The following is a 19,624-nucleotide window of genomic DNA, read 5'->3' as shown; positions in this document are numbered from 1 at the left end:
TCACAGGGTGCGCGGCAGAACGCGGTCATGACGCACGGTGAATCCAGTCACGACGCGGGGTTAAACCCGGTCATGGCACGGGGCAATCGCTCTCGGCCAACACGGCTTCCAGCCGCGTACGTTCGGCGGTCGCCGCGGCCTGGTTCTCCGGCGCAGCGAAGCGCTCGCGCCCGCGCGCATCGCGCAAGCGCTGCTGCCAGCTGCTGCAGCGCTGTTGCTCCGCTACCGGCTCGCAGGCATCGCGCACCACTTCGCAGCTGGCTGCATTGCTCGGCGCATGGCTGCCCCCCAGGCCGGTAAGGGCCAGCGATTCGCAGCGTGACGGGGCCGGCTCGCGCTCATGCAGGTAGCGGCCGCCATCGGCAGAAACGCACTGGTAGATCTCCGGCAGCGGCGGTTTGGGTGGGCGGGCGTCGTCGGGCTCCTCCGCCGCGGCTGCCGGGCGCAGCGCTGCGCTGTCGAGCAGGCCGCTGTCTTCGTCGCCGTCCTGCGGCAACGGTGGCATGCGGTAGTCAGGGGTGGGCGCAGCCGGCGCATTCTCCACGGCTGCCGGGCCACGCACCGGCGCGCTGATCCGCTGGATGCGCTGCTCGCTGCCAGCGGGGCAGGCGACGCTCTGGATGGTCAACTGGCCGCCCGCATCGGTGCAGCGGAAGAACACCGCCTCGTCCGCCGCAGCGGGCAGGCTCACAAGCAACAGAAGCAGCAGGCAGCGTGTCATGCCCCCCCGCAGTCCTGGTCCAGGCGCGCATCGATCCCGCGCTGCTCGCGGGTCAGCGCGTCGCGTTCGCTCTGCAGCGCACTGTTGTAGCGGCGGATCAGCGCCCAGCGCCGGTCTTTCAGCCGCGCGCAGACTTCCTGTGCGGGCAGCGAATGGCATTCGTCGCGCACCAGCACGTTGCCGGCCGGTACCACCACGCTGTTGCCCCACCCCGGATGCGGATACCCACCGCCCTGCCAGTGCGAGCTGCCGCCGCCGATGCTGATGCTGCCGCCCACCCGCGAGCCGTTGCCGGTCACCGAGACCGCACCGCCACTGCTGCTCACCGAACCGCTGCCCATCGGTGCGATCGGTGGCAGCGGACGCGACGGCCGATAGCCACCCGACGGCGGCCTCGGGCCAGGTGGATACGGCAGATAGGCCTCGGTCCAGATCGGCACCCAGCGTGGATTGCCCTCGTTGCTGTCGCTGACGTAGCTGTCGCCCTCGCTGGTGGTGCACTCGTACATCGGCTGCGGCGGCTGCACGTGCACGTAGCGCACCTCGCGCTCGGGTGCGCGCGGGGCAGGCATCGGGTCGGGCGCGCGGTCGCTGCGCACTACCTGCGGGGCCGGGTCGCGTGGGCGCTGCAGGTCGCGGACTTCCTGCCGGCCCTCGCGGCATGGCGCGTCCTGCAGCGAGACGGCGCCGTTGCTGCCCACGCAGCGGTAGACGCGCACGTTGTCGCTCTGCGCGGCGGCGGGCACGGCAGGGCTCAGCAACGTGAGCAGGGACAACCACAGAGCAGGGCGCAGGGTCATGCGGCCAGTGTGCGGCTTTGCCCGCCCGGGCGCAAAAGGCGGCTCAGCTGCGCAATACCTGGCCGCTGAGCGCATCGCGGATCGGCGTGGGCTGCGCCAGGCCACCGGTCTGGCCATCGATCAGGCCATCGAGCAACGCCAGCAGGCGCGGGTCCAGTTCGGCGCGTGTGCGTGCTGGCGGCTCGCCGGCGAGGTTGGCACTGGTGGAGACCAGTGGGCCGCCCCAGGCGCGGCACAGCGCGGCGACCAGGGGGTGCGCACTGATGCGCACCGCGATGCCGCTGTGTTCGCCGGTGATCCAGCGCGGCGCGCGTTCGCCAGCGGGCAGGATCCAGGTGTTGGCACCGGGCCAGCTGGCCAGGACCGCGCCTTGGCGATCCAGCGGCAGGGCATCCATCCGCACCCAGCCATCCAGTTGGGCCGGATCGGCGGCAACCAGGATCATCCCCTTCTCGACCGGGCGCTGCTTGAGCTGCAGCAGCTTCATCACCGCCGCTTCGTGCGCGGGATCGCAGCCCAGCCCCCAGACCGCTTCGGTGGGATAGGCGATCACCCCGCCGGCGCGCAGCGCAGGCAGGGCAGTGTCCACAGTGAGTTCGTTCATGACAGGCGACCCGGGTGCATGGCCCGCATTATCCTCCCGCCGTGGCGGGAGGGGGCAACCAGGGCGGTCAGGAGGCCTTTTTGACGGCCTTCTTCACGGCTTTCTTGGCCACCTTCTTGGTGGCCTTCTTCGCCGTGGCCTTCTTGGCAACCTTCTTCACCGCAGCCTTCTTGGTGGCGGTCTTCTTGGTCGCTTCGCCAGCGGCAGCCTTCTTGGCCGGCGCCTTTTTGGCAACGACCTTCTTGGCGGCTTTCTTGCCGAAGCCCTTGCGCACCGGCTTGCCGGTTTCTTCCATCAGCGTCTGCACTTCGGCCAGGGTCAGCGAGGCGGGCTCGCGATCCTTCGGGATCTTGCCGTTCATCTTGCCGTCGCTGATGTACGGGCCGAAGCGACCGTTCAGCACCTGGATCTCGCTGCCCTCGAATTCCTTGATGATCCGGTTGCGCGCGATCTCTTCCTTCTCTTCGATCAGGAACACGGCGCGGGCCAGGTCGATGGTGTACGGGTCGTCTTCTTTCTTCAGCGAGGCATAGGTGCTGCCACGCTTGGCGAACGGACCGAACCGGCCGATGCCGACGCTGACGTCCTCGTCCTTGTCCTGGCCGAGCGCACGCGGCATCAGGAACAGCTCCAGCGCGTCTTCCAGGGAGATGGTGTGCATCGACTGGCCGGGGCGCAGCGAGGCGAACTTGGGCTTGTCCTCGGCGTCCTCGGCGGTGCTGCCGATTGCCGCGTACGGCCCGAAGCGGCCCAGGCGCACGCTGACCGGCTTGCCGGTCTTGGGGTCGGTGCCGAGCTCGCGCGCGCCACTGGCCTCGGCGCGATCGACCGATTCGTTCTTTTCGCCGACCAGCTTGTGGAACGGTTCCCAGAACCGCGCCATCAGCGGGATCCAGTCTTCCTCGCCACGCGACACGGCATCGAGCTCGTCTTCGAGCTTGGCGGTGAAGTCGTAATCCACGTACTGGGTGAAGTGGCTGGACAGGAACTTGGAGACCGCGCGGCCGACGTCGGACGGGCGGAAGCTGCGGCCCTCCATCTCCACGTACTTGCGGAACAGCAGGGTCTGGATGATCGAGGCATAGGTCGAGGGGCGGCCGATGCCGTACTCCTCGAGCGCCTTGACCAGCGCCGCTTCGGTGAAGCGCGGCGGCGGCTGGGTGAAGTGCTGTTCGGCCAGGATGCGATCGAGCGGCACGCGGTCGCCGGGCTTCATCGCCGGCAGCTTGCGGCCTTCATCGTCGTCGTCGGCACTCTTGTTGTCCTTGCCTTCCTCGTACACGGCCAGGAAGCCGGGCACGACCACGGTGGTGCCGCTGGCGCGGAACACATGCTCGCTGCCGGCCGACAGGTCCACGCTGACGGTGTTGAGCGTGGCCGGGATCATCTGGCAGGCGACGGCGCGCTTCCAGATCAGCTCGTACAGCTTGCGCTCGTCATCGGTGAGGAAGCGCGCCACCTGGGCCGGGGTGCGCAGCGCCGAGGTCGGACGCACGGCTTCGTGCGCTTCCTGGGCGTTCTTGGATTTGGTCTGGTAGGTGTTGGGCTGGTCCGGCAGCGAGCCGATGCCGTAATCGCGTGCGATCACATCGCGGATTTCGGCCAGCGCGTCCTGCGAGAGGTTCACCGAGTCGGTACGCATGTACGAGATCAGGCCGACAGTGCCTTCTTCCTCACCGATCGCCATGCCTTCATACAGCTTCTGCGCGACCTGCATGGTCTTGCGCGTGGTGAAACCGAGCTTGCGCGAGGCTTCCTGCTGCAGCGTGGAGGTGGTGAACGGCGGCGCCGGGCGGCGCTTGCGCTCCTTGCTGACCACGTCGGTGACGTGCAGGGCGCCCTGGGCGGCCTGCTGGATGCGCAGGCGCGCGGCCTCGGCGGTATCGCCGTCGGTCACGGTGAACTGTTCGAACTTCTGCCCGTCCAGCTTGATCAGGCGCGCATTGAAGTGCTGCGAAGGATGCGCGCACAGCGCATCGATGCTCCAGTACTCGCGGGCGATGAAGGCTTCGATCTCTTCTTCGCGCTCGACGATCATGCGCAGTGCCGGGCTCTGCACACGGCCGGCGGACAGGCCGCGCTGCACCTTGCGCCACAGCACCGGGGACAGGTTGAAGCCGACCAGGTAATCCAGCGCGCGGCGCGCCTGCTGGGCATCGACCAGGTCACCGGCGATTTCGCGCGGGTGGCCCATCGCTTCCTTGATGGCGCGCGGGGTGATCTCGGTGAAGACCACGCGCTGCATCGGCTTGTCCTTGACCAGCCCGCGCTCCTTCAGGATCTCGGCGATGTGCCAGCTGATCGCTTCACCCTCGCGATCCGGATCGGTCGCCAGGAAGATGTCGTCGGCGCTCTTGGCGGCCTTGACGATGGCATCGACGTGCTTTTCGTTCTTCTCGATGAGGTCGTACCGCATCGCGAAGTTGTTGTCGGGGTCGACCGCGCCTTCCTTGGGCACCAGGTCACGCACATGCCCATACGAGGCCAGGACAGTGAAGTCCTTGCCGAGGTATTTGTTGATCGTCTTGGCCTTGGCGGGCGATTCGACGATGAGCAGGTGCTTGGGCATGGCGTCAGGATTCTATGGGCAGGGCCCCGGGGAGGGCCGCTAGGGTGGAGCAAATGGCCGCATTAGTGAAGCGGCGCGGGCGATATACATAAACCGAACGCCCGGGGGTGGGCCGGGCGTTCAGCTTTCTGCCTATTAGTGGAATCACGCCGGGCCCGCTCATGTCAAGCGGCCCGGTGTGAGGATGGCTCGGATCAGGACATCGAGGCGATCACGCCGATCATCGCGATCATCACGCCGAACAGGGCCACCACGGCCAGTGCGGCGATCACCAGGATCACGATGGTGACCGTGCCCAGGCCGCGCTGCTGCAGCTCGGGGTGCTCGGTGAAGGCCCACTTGTCCACCACCAGGGTGTCGCACATCATGTCGTGCAATGCCTGCTTGCGCTCGGTGAAGGCGGCCATGATGAAGCCGATCATCAGGATCAGGCTGCTGACGATGGTTGCCAGGTAGCGGCAGAAGGCCCGCAGGAAGCTGATCCGCTCGCCATTGCCGCGCACGACCTTGATGCCGACGGCCATCTTGCCCAGCGTGGCGCCACCGCGCGAGGCGTGGAAGCCGGCGTAGTAGCCGATGCTGATCACCATGCTGAGCAGCATCACCACCAGCGTCAGCGCGACCTGTACGCCTTCGTTGCCCGAGCCGGCGCCCATCACGTTGATGATCATGCTCAGCGGCAGGGTGACCACGGTGAGCAGGATGTAATCGATGAAGTAGGCGGCGTAGCGCTTCCAGAAACCGGCATAGACCACGTCCTGGCCATGGACCACGGCCGTGTTGGCGTAGCCGGTGGCCGCGGCAGGCGCGGTGTACGGCGAGTAGGTGCCGCCACCGGTGCCCGGCAGTGGCGCGGTGCCATTGTCGATGGCGGTGTAGTCCCCGCGCAGGTCGATGCCGCTGCCGAGATTGCTGGCGGCCGCGGCGAGATGCTGCAGCTGCAGCTCATCGACGGCCTCGGACAGTGGCGCCCACTGCGCGAACCCTTCGCGCCACACCAGCGTGGCCAGGGTGATGTCACCGCGCTGGAAGCGCTGGCGCATCTCCTCTGCGCTCAGCGGCCCCTGACGTTCCTGGCCATCGGCGAAATACCACTCAGTCATTGCTTCAATCCCCTGTTGGGTGCATCCATGGACATGTGTCCGTTATCAGCCGCGGCATTCCAGCGGCAGGTAGGTATCGTCGGGCTCGCCGCTGCATTCCCACTGCCCGGCACCGTTGTAGTCCAGCCACAACAGCTTGCCGTCCAGCGCGGCATTGCCGGGCACGGTGAGCTCGGCTTCCACGCCGCAGTGGCCATTGTTGAAGCGGCCGATCCGCACGGCGTTGATCGCGCCGTCGGCGTAGGCTTCGGCCGGCTGGAAGCCCTCGTCATCGTTGACCGGGCAGCGGCCATGTGCGCTGTGGAACCCGGCCACCGCGAGTTTGACCGCGGCCAGCGTCACCAGTGCTTCACTGGTTTTGGCCCGCGCCACATAGTCCCGATAGGCGGGCAGCGCGAACGAGGCGAGGACCGCGCCGACGATCAGCACCAGCACCACGATCACGGCCGCAACGATGCCCACGATCGCGCACCCGCTCAATCCCTTGCGGGGTGGGGGAACGGCGGTGGGGTTGGCGGGGGACACGGGGGTGACGGGAACGCCGGGCGCGGCGGGCAGCGCCGGTGGCACGGCGGGGCCGGGAACCGGCTCTGCCACCACCTCGACGGCGGGGGCGATGTCCAGGCCGATCTCGGCCGCCACGGTTTCCAGCGGCTGCCACTGGGCCATGCCGTCGCGCCAGACCAGCGTATCCAGTGCGATGCGGCTGGAATGGTAGAGCGCGATCAACTCGTCAGCAGGCAGCGGACCGCGCTGCTGACTGTTTCCTTCTGCAAAGAACCACTGGTCCACCGGCCCGCTCCTGAATGCGCAAGGCGCTCAGTGTAAGGTCAGTGAAGCGGTTCCGGCTCGTCCACGAACATCTGGGTTTCCATCCAGGCGTACGCGGCCTCGGCCCCGGGCTGGTTGAACAGCACCATCAGCACGACCCACTTGAGGTCGTCCAGGTCCAGTTCGTCCTGGTCCAGCGCCATCGCACGGTCGAGCACCAGCTCACGCTGGCTGGCATCGAGGATGCCGTGCTGCTCCAGGAACATCAAAAAGCCACGGCCTTCCACGTCGAGCTTGTCCAGCTCGGGCCCATGGAAAATGCGCACCGGGCCATTGACGCGGCCCAGCACCACGGCCGGGCGCTGCTCGGCGAGCGCGTCCAGCCAGTCAAAGGCTTTGTTGATCTCGGTGGGGCTGAAGCCGGCCTGGATCAGGCCGTTCTGGAGGGAGTCGCGGTCGCGGATGAGGTCCGCGTCTTCGCTGAAATAGTGTTCGAACAGGTACAGCAGGACATCCAGAATGCTCTCTTTCATTGCCCCTCGGCCTGCGTCAACGACGCTGTGGAGGTGAAGAAACTAGGGTTTTCGACAGTAGCGACCATAGGCGGCCATTACCTTTCCATCCAGTTCCATGACCAGCAGCATGGCCGACAGCTGGGCCGCCGTCAATCCGCTGCGCTGGATCAATGAATCCATACCCGTTGGGTCATGATCCAGGGCTTTCCACAAGCACTGGTAGTCCGGGTCGGTGTAGGAAGGGGCGCGCTCGGGCGCCGGTCGTGCCTGTTCAGTGGGGGCGTCCAAGCGGGTTCGCAAGGCCCCGGCCAGGGTCTGGGCGAGCGCGGCCAACCCGGCGGTCACCTCGGCCGGCGTCTCCACCAGCGCTGCGCCCTGCCGGATCAGCCGATGGCAGCCGCGGGCGCGGGGATTGCGGATCGAGCCGGGCAGGGCGAACACCTCGCGGCCCGCCTCGGCCGCGCAGCGCGCGGTGATCAGGGCGCCGGAGCGCTCGGCGGCCTCGATCACCAGGGTGCCCAGGCTGAGCCCGGCGATGATCCGGTTGCGTGCGGGGAAGTGCGCCTGGGTTGCCGGCATGCCCGGGGCGTACTCGCTGACCACCGCGCCGGTGGCGGCAATCCGTTCATGCAGCGCGGCATGCCGGGGCGGATAGGTCTGGTCCAGGCCGGTGGCGACCACGGCCACGGTCATGCCCCCGGTCACCTGCAATGCGCCGTCATGGGCGTGGGCATCGACCCCGGCCGCCAGCCCGCTGATGACCGACCAGCCCTCGCCGGCCAGCGCGGTGGCGAAGGCATGCGCGTGCTCGCGGCCGCCGGCAGTGGGCGAGCGGCTGCCGACCACCGCCACCGCCGGGTGCCAGAGCCGCGCCGGGTCACCGTCCACGAACAACGCCACGGGCGGTTCCTCGATCTGGTTGAGCAGCGCCGGGTAGTCCGGATCGGTCACGCCGAGCAGGTGATGGTGCTCCTCGGCCAGCCATGCCAGGGCCTGTGCCAGGTAGCGTTCGTCCGGCAACGCGAGCCGGGCGCGTTGCGCTGGAGTACAGCCGGCGGCCCGCCAGGCGGTCGGGCCGGCCTGCAGGGCGGCCGCCGCATCGGAGAACTGGCGCAGCAGGCGCAGGCGAGGCGGCAGCGCGCCCCCGGCCAGGACCAGGGTGAGCAGGGCGGTGGAGGCGGCAAGGCAGGGAATGGGCATCCCGATACCCTGGCCCGGAAATGACGACGGCGCCCTAGGGCGCCGTCGGATCGCAGGGTAGGACTCCGCCGCGCTTACTGCTTATCCGGATGCAGTGCCGAATAGCCGACCCTGACCGGCTTCACGCCTTCCATCACCAGCGCGTAGCTGACGTTCTCGAACGTGCGGAAGACCATCGCATGGGCAGCGTACTCGTCCGGCAGGGTGACCCGGCCGGCACCGCTGGTCAGCGAATCGTCCATCCGCGACGAGTTCGGGTAATCCATGCGGTGGGCCACATGGCGGCCCTGGCGCCACAGCGAGAACACGGTGCCGTTGTCGACCCCGTTGGCACTGCCGGCGGAGATCGCGATCACATCGCGCGGGCCGCCGGAGGTGAAGGTGTCGGCGACGGCCAGCACGCGCACGTCCAGATCGACGGCCTGCGGCGCGGGCACATGCGGTACGAACTGCAGGTCGTACGGGCGGGCCTCGACCGGAACCAGGCGGTCACCGGCGCGGACTTCACGGCCGTCCACCTGGCCCTGCAGCACCAGCGAGGTCACCTCGACACTGCCGCTCTGTACCCGGCTCACCGTGCCGACGTTGATCTGGGCCAGTTCGTAGCCCAGCGTCTGGTGCCGCTTGCTCGGCACGATGAACGTCTTCCAGAGGTTGCCGCTGCCGGGCGTGGTATCGCCGCGGGCATTGAGGTCTTCGGTCGGCTTGGGCAGGGCGTACTGCACCGTCGGGCGGACCACCGCGTAGCGCTGGCCGACCTGGGCGTTCTCCAGGCCGCGCACATAGGCAGTCTGGCCGGTGGTGGCGCGCAGGCGGTTTTCTTCCAGATTGACCACGTAGGGCAGCGACTTGACCTCGTCGACCACGCTCAGCTGCTTCAGGAAGGGCTCGACCTGCTCCAGCGGGACGCCGTTGATCGGGGCCTCCTGGCGCGGGCCGGGCTGGGCCACGACGCGGTCCAGATAGGCCAGGCTGAGCACGTCACCCGGGTAGATCAGGTGCGGATTCTTGACCTGCGGGTTGGCCTGCCAGATCTCCGGCCACAGCCAAGGCTTCTGCAGGAAACGCGCCGAGATGTCCCATAGCGTGTCCCCTTTGCGCACGACATAGGTATCCGGGTGCCCGCCATTCATTTCCACGGCGGTAGCATAGGTAGCGACGGTCAGCATCGCCACGGCGACGACCGTACGAGTTCGTTCAAACATAGATGTGGTGCCTGATTCCCCAACAGGTTCGCGCACTATAGTCCAGAAACCGGGGCGCGGGGCAAGCGTTGGCGATAGAATCTCGCTGTACGCCGCTTCGACCGGCGCCCCCTACCGGTATTTGCCATGGCCCTCCTGCCCATTCTCGAATTTCCCGATCCGCGCCTGCGTACCAAGGCTGCGTTGATCGATGCTGCCGACGTGACCACGCCGGCGTTCCAGACCCTGATCGATGACATGTTCCACACCATGTACGACGCCCCGGGCATCGGCCTGGCCGCCAGCCAGGTGGACGTGCACAAGCGTTTCATGGTGATCGACGTCAGTGAAGAGAAAGACACCCCGATGGTGTTCATCAATCCTGAGATCATCGCCAACGAAGGCGGCCAGGTCTATCAGGAAGGCTGCCTGTCGGTGCCGGGCATCTTTGCCGACGTCACCCGCGCCAACCAGATCACCGTGCGTTACCTGGATCGCCACGGCGTGGCCCAGGAACTGACCACCGACGGCGTGCTCGCTGTCTGCGTGCAGCACGAGATGGACCACCTGGACGGCAAGCTGTTCATTGATTACCTCTCGCCGCTCAAGCGCGAGATGGTGCGCAAGAAGCTGGCCAAGCAGCGCAAGCACGTTGCCTGAGGTGATTGCAGCGACCGCCGCGCGGGATGACCGCGCGACGTGTCCTGTCGCGCGGCGCCGCACATCGGCGCCGTTTTACGTTCTGTTAGTGGGGTCGCCATGAAGATTGTCTTTGCCGGTACGCCGGCGTTCGCCGTGTCCTCGCTGCGTGCCGCAGCCCGCCACCATGAAGTGGTCGCGGTGTACACGCAGCCCGATCGCCCCGCTGGCCGTGGCCGCGGCCTGGCCCCGTCGCCGGTCAAGCTGGAAGCGATCGCACGTGGCATCCCGGTGTTCCAGCCGGAGAGCCTCAAGACCCCCGAAGCCCAGCAGCAGCTGCGCGACCTGGCGCCGGACCTGATGGTGGTGGTGGCCTATGGGCTGATCCTGCCCAAGGCGGTGCTGACCATTCCAACCCACGGCTGCTGGAACGTGCACGCCTCGCTGCTGCCGCGTTGGCGCGGTGCCGCGCCGATCCAGCGTGCGATCCAGGCCGGCGATACCGAAACCGGTGTCTGCCTGATGCAGATGGACGCCGGGCTGGATACCGGCCCGGTGCTGCTCAAGCAGCACATCGCGATCGGCGCCAACGACACCGGCGGTCAGCTGCACGATCGTTTGGCCGCCTTGGGTGAGCAGGTGCTGTCCGATGGCCTGGGCCTGCTGCGGGCCGGCATCAAGCCGATCGCGCAGCCGCAGCCCGAGGCTGGCGTGACCTATGCGCACAAGCTGGACAAGGCCGAAGCCCGTCTGGACTGGGCGCAGGACGCCCACGCGCTGGCACGCACCGTACGTGCGTTCAATCCGTGGCCGATCGCCGAGGCGATGCTGGCCGGCGAACGCGTCCGCATCCATGGCGCGATCGCGCTGGATGACAACCAGGGCAAGGCCCCGGGCACGCTGCTGGCCGCCTCGCGCGACGGCATCGACATCGCCTGTGGCCAGGGTGCGCTGCGCCTGCGTGTGCTGCAGCGTGAGGGCGGCAAGGCGATCACCGCCGCCGACTACCTCAATGCCCGTCGCGATCTCGGCATGGGTGCCTGACATGACCAACGCGCGTTCCGGCAAGCCTGCAGGCCCCTACACCGCCCATACCGCCCCCGGCGTGCCCACCCGCGTGCTGGCCGCGCGCGTGCTGGCCCAGGTGATCGGCCGCGGCCGTTCGCTCAAGGCCGAACTGGCCACCGCCTTGCCGACCCTGGACGACAGCCGCGACCGCGCGCTGCTGGAGGCGCTGTGCTTTGCCGTGCTGCGTCGCCGTGCCGCGTATGACGCCGCACTGGCGCAATGGATGCCGCGGCCGCTGGGCGTGCGCGAAGACGAACTGCGCGCGCTGCTGCTGGTCGGCTTCGCCCAGCTGGACGCACTGGAGCTGCCGGCGCACGCCGCGCTCTCGGCCACGGTCGACGCTGCGCGTGCGATGGGCCGTGATCGCCAGGCCGGCATGGTCAATGCATTGCTGCGCCGCGCCCAGCGGGAAGGCATTCCGCCGCTGCCGGCGCGCGATGCCTTCCCGCTGTGGATGGCCGAGAAGATCGAACAGGATTGGCCGGACGAGGCCGACGCGGTGTTCACCGCGAGCCTGCAGGCCGCGCCGCTGTGGCTGCGGGTCAACCGCCAGCACAGCACTCGTGAGGCGATGCTGCAGCAGTTGGCGGCAGCCGGTATCGAGGCTGAAGCATCGCGCGTGGGTGCCGATGCGATCCGCCTGCCGGTGCCGGTCGCGGTCTCCGCGCTGCCCGGGTTCGCCGATGGCGCGCTGTCGGTGCAGGATCTGTCTGCCCAGCAGGTGGCCGATGCGCTGGCGCCGCGCCCGGGTTCGCGGGTGCTCGATGCCTGCGCCGCGCCGGGCGGCAAGGCTGCCCATCTGCTGGAGCGCGATCCGACCCTGCAACTGCTGGCGTTGGACATCGATGCGCGCCGGCTCAAGCGCATCAGCGAAACGTTCGCACGCACCGGCGTGGGCCAGAACGCGAAGGTGCTGGCGGGCGATGCAACCGATCCGGCCAGCTGGTGGGACGGGCAGCTGTTCGACACCATCCTGCTGGATGCGCCCTGTTCGGCCACCGGCATCATCCGCCGCCAGCCGGATGTGCTGGCGCATCGCCGCGCGACCGACATCGAGGCGCTGATGGCCTTGCAGGCGCGCCTGCTGGATGCCTGCTGGACGATGCTTACCCCGGGCGGAACCCTGCTGTATGCGACATGCTCGATCCTGCGCGATGAAAACCAGTTCCAGGTCGAAGCCTTCCTGCAGCGCACCCGGGATGCGGGCTTCCTGCCGCTGGGAGAGGCGTATGGCCACGATTCCTGGGCCGGGCGCCAGCGCCTGCCCGGTGAGGACGGTGCTGACGGCTTCTTCTATGCACGTCTGCTAAAGAAGGGTTGAACCGAACCCGGCTAGAATCCCGCCCCATGCTTAAAAACCGCGCATCCCGAGAGTTCTGGCTGCTTGCCCTGATGGCCCTGCTCGTTCTGGGGGCCGGCCTGGGCATGCGTGATCCGTGGCCCTCCGACGAGCCCCGGTTCGCGCTGGTCGCCAAGCAGATGGTGGAGAGCGGGGACTGGCTGTTCCCGCATCGGGGCACCGAGTTGTACTCGGACAAGCCGCCGATGCTGATGTGGTCGCAGGCCGCGCTGTACTCGCTGATCGGCGACTGGCGGGTGGCCTTCCTGCTGCCCTCGCTGCTGGCCGCGCTGGGCACACTGGCCTGCGTCTATGACCTGGGCCGCCGCCTGTGGACGCGGCGGGTCGGGCTGTACGCCGCCTGGGCGCTGCTGTTCGCGCTGCACTTCACCTTCCAGTCCAAGAAAGCCCAGATCGATCCGCTGGTGGTGGTCTTCATCACCCTGGCCAACTACGGCCTGCTGCGGCATCTGCTCAGTGGCCCTGCGTGGCGCTGGTGGTGGCTGGGCTGGTTCGCCGCCGGGCTGGGGGTGATCACCAAGGGCGTGGGCGTCATCGCATTGCTGATGATCGTGCCGGCCGCCGTGGCCTCCGTGCTGGGCTGGCCGCGGGTCAAGCTGCATGTCCGCGACTGGCGGTTCTGGGTCGGGCCGCTGGCCTTCGTGCTGGCGATCGCCCTGTGGCTGGTGCCGATGGTGGTGACCGCACTGGGCAGTGGGTCGGCCGAGTACCGCGCCTATCTGGACGACATCCTGTTCCGGCAGACCGCCAAGCGTTACGCGCAGTCCTGGGATCATCATCAGCCATGGTGGTATTTCCTGGGTACGATGCCGTCGATGTGGATCCCGGCCTTCCTGGCGATTCCCTGGGCGATCCCGGCCTGGCGCCGGCGCCTGCAGCGGCGTGATGCGCGCTACCTGCTGCCGCTGGTGTGGTGGTTGTTGATCGTGCTGTTCTTCTCGATCCCCAACGGCAAGCGTGACGTCTACATCCTGCCGGCGCTGCCCATGTTCTGCCTGGCGTTGGCACCCCTGCTGCCGGGGCTGCTGCGCAAGCGCACCTTCCAGTGGCTGCTGGGCGGCTTCGTGGCGCTGCTGGCTGCCGGCCTGCTCGGCATCGGCATCTCGATGCTGCTGGGGCAGCCGGGCTTCGAGCGCAAACTGATTCTGGATCGCGGCATCGACACCGCGGTGACCTCCGGCCTGGGCTGGGTCGCGGTCGCGTTGGGCTGCTGGGCGGTGCTCACCCTGTGCATCGCCGGCGTGCGCCGCTTCCATCTGGCCGTGGTGGCGACGCTGACCATGGCCTGGGTAGCGTTCGGGCTGATCGGCTACCCGCTGTTCAATGACTCCAGTTCCGCCCGCGGCCTGATGCTGCAGGTCGGTCAACGCATCGGCCCGGAGGCCGAACTGGGTCTGGTCGCCTGGAAAGAACAGAACCTGCTGATGGCCGACCGTGAGGCCGCCACCTTCGGGTTCAACCGGCGTTGGGACCGGCAACTCGCCGACGGAGTCGCCTGGCAGGCCGCACAGCCGCAGCAGCGTTGGCTGCTGGTCCAGGAGGACGCGCTGCTGGCCTGCGTGGACCGCACCAGCGCCGAACTGGCCGGGGTCGCCAACCGTCGCCGTTGGTGGTTGGTAAGGCCGGGCGACATCCACGGCCCGTGTGTGGCCAGTGCCGAAGAACAGGCGCGCGAACGCGCGCTGCACCGGATCGACGGCGATGAGTGAATTCTGTAATGCTGGCCGCCTCCTCGGGCGGATACCGCAGGTCCGTGGGCGCCGGTCGCGTCCAGCGCAATCACGGGCGTGCATGCCTGCGTGTGGCAATCGAGGTTGGCAATGACGTTCTCCGCTGCATCCGAGCCGGCCACGCCCGTTTCCCTGCCGCCGCTGCAGGGGCGTGCCGGTGTGGCCCATTGGATCGCCACCGTGGGCCTGTTCTGCATGCCCGCGCTGGTGCTGACCCTGCCCCAGAACCTGTTGCCCTACGGCATCCTGTTGCTGCTGAGCACGCTGCTGGCGCCGGATTACCTGTGGCGCGCGCGTGGCCTGGCCGGGCAGCCGGTGAAGGCCCTGACCTGGCTGGTGGTGGCCGCGATTGCCTTTGCGCTGCTCTCGATCTATCTGTTCGAGCAGGGCCTGCGCGACATCGACAACCGCTCGCGGTTCGTGGTGATCCCGTGGATCGCCCTGTGGGTGTGTGCACTGCGGCCGGACATCCGCTGGCTGTGGGGCGGGGCGCTGGCCGGCCTGCTCGGCACCATGGTGCTGTCGATCCTGCAGGTGGCCGGCGGCGCGCCACGCGCTGATCTGAGCACCAACGCGATCGTGCTGGCCGACATCGTGCTGGTGCTGATGGTGCTGCTGGTGTTCTGCCGGCCGCACCAGCGCTGGACCTGGGTGATCGTGGGCATGGTCGCCGGTTGCGTGACCATCGTGCTCAGCGGCAGCCGCGGCGTCTGGCTGGCGCTGTTGGCACTGCTGGTGGTGATGGCGATGAGCCTGCGCTGGCGCACCGGCCGCGCGCGCCTGGGCGTGCTGTTGGCGCTGGTGGCGATCGCCGGCACCTTGACCCTCACCATCCCGAGCCTGCGCGAGCAGGTCCGCCTGACCGAGCTCAAGCACGACGTGGTGCGGATGGAGCGCGGTGACAGCGACTCCTCCGCCGGCGCGCGCGTGGAGCGGCTGCAGGTGGCCTATGAAACCTTCCTCGATCACCCGCTGACCGGCGTGGGGATCGGCCATTTCGACAGCGCCATGCAGCGCCTGCCGGTGTGCCGGGATGATCCGAGTGAGCAGCGTTGCCATCTGGGCCACGCGCACAACGATCTGGCCGAGTGGGCCGCGACCCAGGGCGCGCCGGGCCTGCTGTTGCTGCTGGCCATCTACGGCGTGCCGCTATGGGTGTTCACCGGCCTGCACCGGCGCAGCGGCGAGCAGACCTTCCGTGGTCCGGCGGCCGCCGGGATCATGGTGGTGGTGACCTATGTGCTGTGCGGGATCACCCAGTCGATGTTCGCGCATCAGATCACGGCCAGCTTCTACGTCACCATCGTCGGCCTGCTGGCCGGGCTGTCGATCGTCCAGGGGTACACGCGGCGCCTGGCGCTGGCGTCGGCCGGGGCTCAGGCGCCGGGCTGATCCCGCGGCGGGTCGGTGACCGGCTGCCCGTTCTGCAGCATCCACAGCATGATGGTCTTCTGGCGCACGTAATTGGCGCGTACGTAGGCGTAGACCAGGCCGTGCCAGCCATCGCGGAAGCCGCCACGCAGCAGCAGCCCGCGCCAGAACCGCCACGCCGGCGCCAGGATCAGTTTGGGCAGGGTGGCGCGCTTGCCGCGCGCGAACTCGTGCTCGGCCATCATCCGCGCGTAGCGCTGGGTCTTGAGCAGCTGCTGCTCCAGCGAGCGGTAGGGGTAATGGATCAGGTCGCCGCGCAGGGTACCCACCGCACCATCGACGCTGGCCGCCTCATGGATCTCACGCTTGCCGCGCCAGCCGCCATGGCGGCGGTCGAACAGGCGCAGGACCCGGTCCGGGTAGGCATTGCCATGCTTCAGGAACTTGCCGAAGTACGCGGAGAGCCGTGCGAACCGGTAGCCATGGTGGCCGGCGAAGCCGTTGGCCTGGGCGGACAGGATCGCCTCGCGCAGGGTGTCGCTGATGCGCTCGTCGGCGTCCAGGCACAGCACCCAGTCATGCGCGGCCTGCTCGACGCAGAACGCCTTCTGGCTGCGGAAGCCATCGAACCGGCGTTGCAGCACCCGCGCCCCGGCGGCCGTCGCGATCGCCACGGTGGCATCGGTGGATTGCGAGTCCACGACGACGATCTCGTCGCAGAAGGCCAGCGAGGCCAGGCAATCGCCGATGCGGTCGGCTTCATTGAACGCGATAATGCAGGCCGAAATGCGAGGCCGTTCAGTGGGAGCGGTCGAGGAGGACATGATGGCCGAGTACCTGCTGTTTGCGACGGAGCGTTATGCGCTGCCCATTCTCGCCCCTCTGGCGCAGGCGTTGCACGCATCCGGTCAATCGGTGTCGGCCTGGTTCGCCGATGGCGCCGCCGGGGCCTCGCTGCCCGGCGTGCCCAATGTGGCCCTGAACGAGGCGCTGACACTGCGCCCGCGCGCGGTGTTCAGCGCCGCCAACTGGGTGCCGCCGTTCATCGCCGGGGCCAAGGTGCAGGTCTTCCACGGCTTCAACGTGCAGAAGCGCGACAGTGCCCGCGGCCACTTCCGGGTGCGCGGTCTGTTCGATCTGTACTGCACCCAGGGCCCGGCCACGACCACCCCGTTCCGCGAGCTGGCCGCGCGCGAGGGCCACTTCGCCGTGGCCGAGACCGGCTGGCCCAAGCTCGATCCGCTGTTCCGCGATGACGGTGGCTTGAGCGCCGGATTGCGCGTGCCGGCACAGGGCCGCCCGGTGATCCTGTTCGGCTCGACCTTCACCGAGCGGCTGAGCGCCGCGCCGCATCTGTACGAGCAGATCGCGGCCGATATCGGCCGCGGCGAGCACTACTGGCTGCTGACCCTTCACCCCAAGTGCGCCCCGGAGCTGTTCGAGCGCTACCGCGCGCTGGCCGGTGCGCATGCGCGCTTCATCGAGCCGGAACAGGTGATGGCCGCGCAGCGCGCCGCCGATGTGCTGGTCTCGGATACTTCCTCGATCGTCTCCGAGTTCATCGTGCAGCACAAACCGGTGGTGACCTTCCGCAACCGGGTCCCGCAGCCGCACATGATCGATTTCGACGACGCCACCCAGCTGCCGGCGATGCTGGCCCAGGCGTTGGATCCAGCGCCCGCCCTGATGGCCGAGATCCGCCGGTACGCGGACACCATCCATCCGTTCCGCGATGGGTATTCCTCCGAGCGGGTGATCGCTGCCACCGAGGATTTCCTGTCCGGTGAACTCGGCGCGCTCAAGCGCAAACCGTTCGGTGCGTGGACGCGCGGCCTGCAGATCCGCAAGGATCTCGGGTACTGGGGGCCAGCGAAGCGGTAGCGTCACCAGGTAGATCCACGCCATGCGTGGATGCGCTCCTACCAGCGCAGGCGACGCTTCGCCAACGCACGGCCCAACTGCTCGTACACCGCACGCGCCTCCGCTTCCGGCAGGTACTGCAGCACCAGCGGCGTGCCCATGCCTGCACCCGCGGTATCCAGCCATACGCTGGCGGTGCCCAGCCGGCGGTCCAGCGGCGAGCGGGTCAGGCGCAGCGCCTGCAGCTTGTCCAGTTCGGCAAAGCGCCACCAGCGCTGCCACCAGCCACCGCGCACGGCGACGTAGTCGTCATCCAGGTGATAGCCGATGCGCGCCATCTGCCGGTGCGCGCGGAACGCCGACCACGGCAGCCATAGCAGCACCAGCGCCCCCCACGGCCCGCCGTACCAGATCGCCGCCGCCGTCAGCAGCGGAACCAGGCACAGCGCGCCCAGGCACAGCCGCCACCAGCCGCGCCTCTGCACCGGCTGCCAGCGCGCCGGCGGCCACTGCAGGTGTGGCAGCAGATGCTGGACCAGCCCATCGCAGACGGCCGGCGTCGCCAGCGGCGCCAGCTCACGCAGGTCGCGGCGCTCGCCTTCGCCGGGGTTGCCTGCAGCAATATCGATACGCAGTTGCCGGCGCTGGAACCAGCGCTGCAGCGCGCTCTCGCGCAATGTCCACGCCTGGATCCGGCGCCGCGCCACGCTGGTGCGCATGCGGGTTAGAAGCCCACTGGCCACGGTCAGCCGGCGCTCGTGCTCACTGAGCCGGAAGCCGTAATAGCGCAGCAGCGCGAGTCCCACCGACAACACCCGCAGCATCACCCAGAAGCCCACCACGGCGACTACCGCGGCCATGGTCCAGAGCCACATTCCGGGATGCAGGTGGCTGGCATACCCGAAGGCCTGGCGGCCGCCGGCTTCGATCACATCGGAGACGCTGCCACGCGGGAACAACTGCACCATCGCGCCCAGCACTGCCACCACCACGACCCAGCCGCGGTTGGAGAGCAGGCCGATACGGACCACCTCGCCCGGGCTCAAGGCGAGCAGCACATCCTCGGCCGGTTCGGCCGCAGCGGCTTCGCCCTCGGCCGTGGCCGGCACTGCCTGGCCTCGCTGGCGTACCAGGCGCTCCAGTGCGAGCGCCTGATCGAGTTTGAGCACCCGCATTTCCGCTTCGGGTCGATGGCCACCGGCCGATTCCAGCTTCAGCTCGGCCACGCCGAACAGGCGGTGCAACGGGTTCTGGTGGACGACCACGTTGTGGATGCGGGCGAAGGGAATCTCGCGCCGATTGCGCGCGAACACCCCGCTGCGCACGGTGATGGCCGACGCGCCGATCCGATAGCGATAGGTGAGGTACTGCAGCACCGAGTACGCGACCAGCGCCACCACGGCGATCACCGGGCCGAGTGACAGCCACAGCTCATCGCGGTCGCCACGCTGGCCGAACACCACCAGCGCGATCAGCGGTACCAAGCCCTGGCGCAACTGCATCAGCAGCACGAACAGCCACGACCAGGGATGCAGCCGCTGCTCCGGCGCGGCATCAAGCGGCGGCGGGGTACTCACAGCGCGTCGTCGTCCTGGTCCAGCTGGTGCGCCAGGGTGTCGCGCAGGCGCTCGGCATCGGCGCTGTCCAGCCCACTGAGCGTGACCGCACTGAAGCGGCTGCCGGCGGTATGCACGACCAGCGTGCTCAACCCGGCGCTGCGTTCGATCGGCCCACGGCGCAGATCCAGGTGCTGCACGCGCGAGGTCGGTACACGGGTTTCGTTCTGCCAGAGCAGGTCGCGGCGCAGGCCGAGGCCTTGGGCATCCAGCCGCCAATACGTGCGGCGCTGGCGGCGGAACGCGAGGGCCGCACCGATCAACGCGCCGAGTACGACCATGCCGGCCGCACCCCACCAGCGGCCCGGCAGATCAAAGACCACCCAGAGCGTGCCGAGCACGCCGCCGAGCATCAGTGCGCCAGCGATCGCACCACCGAACGCGGCCAGCGAGGCCGAACGCAGCGGCATCGCCTGCCAGTCGGGGGCAGGCAGCAACGGCGGCAGGGGCGGCGGCACGGGAGTGTCGAGGAGATCGGACAAGGCAAGGCGCTCGGCTGGGGAACGGGCCGGG

General features: G+C 68.5%; 18 protein-coding genes. 6 read left to right on the top strand and 12 right to left on the bottom strand.

Going from position 1 to position 19,624, the window contains the following annotated elements; translation table 11 throughout:
- Positions 1-70: 70 nt before the first annotated feature.
- The 9 genes from ABE422_RS10265 to ABE422_RS10225 form a co-directional block, all read right to left on the bottom strand.
- Entirely contained in the window at positions 71-721 is a 651-nt protein-coding gene (locus ABE422_RS10265) for a DUF4124 domain-containing protein (protein ID WP_313209047.1), read from the bottom strand.
- On the bottom strand, positions 718-1,521 hold the full coding sequence (locus ABE422_RS10260) for a DUF4124 domain-containing protein (RefSeq protein WP_346482916.1): 804 nt from the start codon (positions 1,519-1,521) through the stop codon (positions 718-720). The genes ABE422_RS10265 and ABE422_RS10260 overlap by 4 nt, the downstream gene beginning before the upstream one ends.
- Positions 1,522-1,564: 43 nt before the next feature.
- Positions 1,565-2,125 (bottom strand): Sua5/YciO/YrdC/YwlC family protein, encoded by a 561-nt coding sequence (locus ABE422_RS10255; RefSeq protein ID WP_346462937.1) that lies wholly within the window; start codon positions 2,123-2,125, stop codon positions 1,565-1,567.
- Positions 2,126-2,192: 67 nt separating this feature from the next.
- Positions 2,193-4,694: a DNA topoisomerase I gene (locus ABE422_RS10250; RefSeq protein WP_346482915.1), complete on the bottom strand. Its 2,502-nt coding sequence runs from the start codon at positions 4,692-4,694 to the stop codon at positions 2,193-2,195.
- Between the two features lie 194 nt (positions 4,695-4,888).
- Positions 4,889-5,797 (bottom strand): RDD family protein, encoded by a 909-nt coding sequence (locus ABE422_RS10245; RefSeq protein ID WP_313209051.1) that lies wholly within the window; start codon positions 5,795-5,797, stop codon positions 4,889-4,891.
- Between the two features lie 45 nt (positions 5,798-5,842).
- Positions 5,843-6,589: a pilin gene (locus ABE422_RS10240; RefSeq protein ID WP_346482914.1), complete on the bottom strand. Its 747-nt coding sequence runs from the start codon at positions 6,587-6,589 to the stop codon at positions 5,843-5,845.
- A 38-nt stretch (positions 6,590-6,627) separates the two neighbouring features.
- Positions 6,628-7,101: a DUF494 family protein gene (locus tag ABE422_RS10235; protein WP_088433666.1), complete on the bottom strand. Its 474-nt coding sequence runs from the start codon at positions 7,099-7,101 to the stop codon at positions 6,628-6,630.
- Positions 7,102-7,143: 42 nt separating this feature from the next.
- Positions 7,144-8,283 (bottom strand): DNA-processing protein DprA, encoded by a 1,140-nt coding sequence (gene dprA, locus ABE422_RS10230; protein WP_346482913.1) that lies wholly within the window; start codon positions 8,281-8,283, stop codon positions 7,144-7,146.
- 74 nt (positions 8,284-8,357) lie between these two features.
- Positions 8,358-9,488 carry a LysM peptidoglycan-binding domain-containing protein gene (locus ABE422_RS10225; protein ID WP_313209054.1) on the bottom strand — a complete coding sequence of 377 codons (1,131 nt, stop codon included), beginning with the start codon at positions 9,486-9,488 and terminating at the stop codon, positions 8,358-8,360.
- 126 nt (positions 9,489-9,614) lie between these two features.
- Here ABE422_RS10225 and def point away from each other — a divergent pair, with 126 nt between their 5' ends.
- From def to ABE422_RS10200, 5 genes are all read left to right on the top strand, one after another.
- Positions 9,615-10,127 (top strand): peptide deformylase, encoded by a 513-nt coding sequence (gene def / locus ABE422_RS10220; protein WP_346482912.1) that lies wholly within the window; start codon positions 9,615-9,617, stop codon positions 10,125-10,127.
- Between the two features lie 99 nt (positions 10,128-10,226).
- Positions 10,227-11,150 (top strand): methionyl-tRNA formyltransferase, encoded by a 924-nt coding sequence (fmt, locus tag ABE422_RS10215; protein ID WP_313219500.1) that lies wholly within the window; start codon positions 10,227-10,229, stop codon positions 11,148-11,150.
- A gap of 1 nt (position 11,151) precedes the next feature.
- Entirely contained in the window at positions 11,152-12,495 is a 1,344-nt protein-coding gene (gene rsmB / locus ABE422_RS10210; protein WP_313209057.1) for a 16S rRNA (cytosine(967)-C(5))-methyltransferase RsmB, read from the top strand.
- 26 nt (positions 12,496-12,521) lie between these two features.
- Positions 12,522-14,243, top strand: a complete 1,722-nt coding sequence (locus tag ABE422_RS10205; RefSeq protein WP_346462931.1) for a glycosyltransferase family 39 protein — start codon at positions 12,522-12,524, stop codon at positions 14,241-14,243.
- Positions 14,244-14,354: 111 nt separating this feature from the next.
- Entirely contained in the window at positions 14,355-15,656 is a 1,302-nt protein-coding gene (locus ABE422_RS10200) for an O-antigen ligase (RefSeq protein ID WP_313209059.1), read from the top strand.
- On the opposite strand, the gene ABE422_RS10195 is transcribed toward ABE422_RS10200, so the two are convergent.
- Entirely contained in the window at positions 15,641-16,459 is an 819-nt protein-coding gene (locus tag ABE422_RS10195) for a glycosyltransferase family 2 protein (protein WP_313209060.1), read from the bottom strand. The two genes, ABE422_RS10200 and ABE422_RS10195, sit on opposite strands and share 16 nt — an antisense overlap.
- Between ABE422_RS10195 and ABE422_RS10190 the strand changes: the two genes are divergently transcribed.
- Positions 16,458-17,516, top strand: coding sequence for a CDP-glycerol glycerophosphotransferase family protein (locus tag ABE422_RS10190; RefSeq protein WP_346462930.1), 1,059 nt, complete (start codon positions 16,458-16,460; stop codon positions 17,514-17,516). The two genes, ABE422_RS10195 and ABE422_RS10190, sit on opposite strands and share 2 nt — an antisense overlap.
- Positions 17,517-17,554: 38 nt before the next feature.
- On the opposite strand, the gene ABE422_RS10185 is transcribed toward ABE422_RS10190, so the two are convergent.
- Together ABE422_RS10185 and ABE422_RS10180 are read right to left on the bottom strand one after the other, a co-directional pair.
- Entirely contained in the window at positions 17,555-19,072 is a 1,518-nt protein-coding gene (locus ABE422_RS10185) for a PH domain-containing protein (protein ID WP_313209061.1), read from the bottom strand.
- The gene (locus ABE422_RS10180; protein WP_313209113.1) at positions 19,069-19,521 is read right to left on the bottom strand and encodes a PH domain-containing protein; all 453 of its coding nucleotides are present in this window, start codon (positions 19,519-19,521) and stop codon (positions 19,069-19,071) included. The genes ABE422_RS10185 and ABE422_RS10180 overlap by 4 nt, the downstream gene beginning before the upstream one ends.
- Positions 19,522-19,624: the final 103 nt, after the last annotated feature.

This window comes from Stenotrophomonas sp. TWI1151 (assembly GCF_039673135.1).
Lineage (GTDB): Bacteria > Pseudomonadota > Gammaproteobacteria > Xanthomonadales > Xanthomonadaceae > Stenotrophomonas.
This window is presented reverse-complemented; position numbering and strand designations above follow the sequence as displayed.

What these genes read in the sequence shown, in the direction of transcription:
- def (WP_346482912.1), top strand. Translation starts at nt 9,615, where the DNA reads ATGGCCCTCCTGCCCATTCTCGAATTTCCCGATCCGCGCCTGCGTACC.
- rsmB (WP_313209057.1), top strand. Translation starts at nt 11,152, where the DNA reads ATGACCAACGCGCGTTCCGGCAAGCCTGCAGGCCCCTACACCGCCCAT.
- ABE422_RS10245 (WP_313209051.1), bottom strand. Translation starts at nt 5,797, where the DNA reads ATGACTGAGTGGTATTTCGCCGATGGCCAGGAACGTCAGGGGCCGCTG.
- ABE422_RS10225 (WP_313209054.1), bottom strand. Translation starts at nt 9,488, where the DNA reads ATGTTTGAACGAACTCGTACGGTCGTCGCCGTGGCGATGCTGACCGTC.
- ABE422_RS10195 (WP_313209060.1), bottom strand. Translation starts at nt 16,459, where the DNA reads ATGTCCTCCTCGACCGCTCCCACTGAACGGCCTCGCATTTCGGCCTGC.
- ABE422_RS10190 (WP_346462930.1), top strand. Translation starts at nt 16,458, where the DNA reads ATGATGGCCGAGTACCTGCTGTTTGCGACGGAGCGTTATGCGCTGCCC.
- dprA (WP_346482913.1), bottom strand. Translation starts at nt 8,283, where the DNA reads ATGCCCATTCCCTGCCTTGCCGCCTCCACCGCCCTGCTCACCCTGGTC.
- ABE422_RS10235 (WP_088433666.1), bottom strand. Translation starts at nt 7,101, where the DNA reads ATGAAAGAGAGCATTCTGGATGTCCTGCTGTACCTGTTCGAACACTAT.
- ABE422_RS10200 (WP_313209059.1), top strand. Translation starts at nt 14,355, where the DNA reads ATGACGTTCTCCGCTGCATCCGAGCCGGCCACGCCCGTTTCCCTGCCG.
- fmt (WP_313219500.1), top strand. Translation starts at nt 10,227, where the DNA reads ATGAAGATTGTCTTTGCCGGTACGCCGGCGTTCGCCGTGTCCTCGCTG.
- ABE422_RS10205 (WP_346462931.1), top strand. Translation starts at nt 12,522, where the DNA reads ATGCTTAAAAACCGCGCATCCCGAGAGTTCTGGCTGCTTGCCCTGATG.
- ABE422_RS10260 (WP_346482916.1), bottom strand. Translation starts at nt 1,521, where the DNA reads ATGACCCTGCGCCCTGCTCTGTGGTTGTCCCTGCTCACGTTGCTGAGC.
- ABE422_RS10265 (WP_313209047.1), bottom strand. Translation starts at nt 721, where the DNA reads ATGACACGCTGCCTGCTGCTTCTGTTGCTTGTGAGCCTGCCCGCTGCG.
- ABE422_RS10180 (WP_313209113.1), bottom strand. Translation starts at nt 19,521, where the DNA reads ATGCCGCTGCGTTCGGCCTCGCTGGCCGCGTTCGGTGGTGCGATCGCT.
- ABE422_RS10250 (WP_346482915.1), bottom strand. Translation starts at nt 4,694, where the DNA reads ATGCCCAAGCACCTGCTCATCGTCGAATCGCCCGCCAAGGCCAAGACG.
- ABE422_RS10255 (WP_346462937.1), bottom strand. Translation starts at nt 2,125, where the DNA reads ATGAACGAACTCACTGTGGACACTGCCCTGCCTGCGCTGCGCGCCGGC.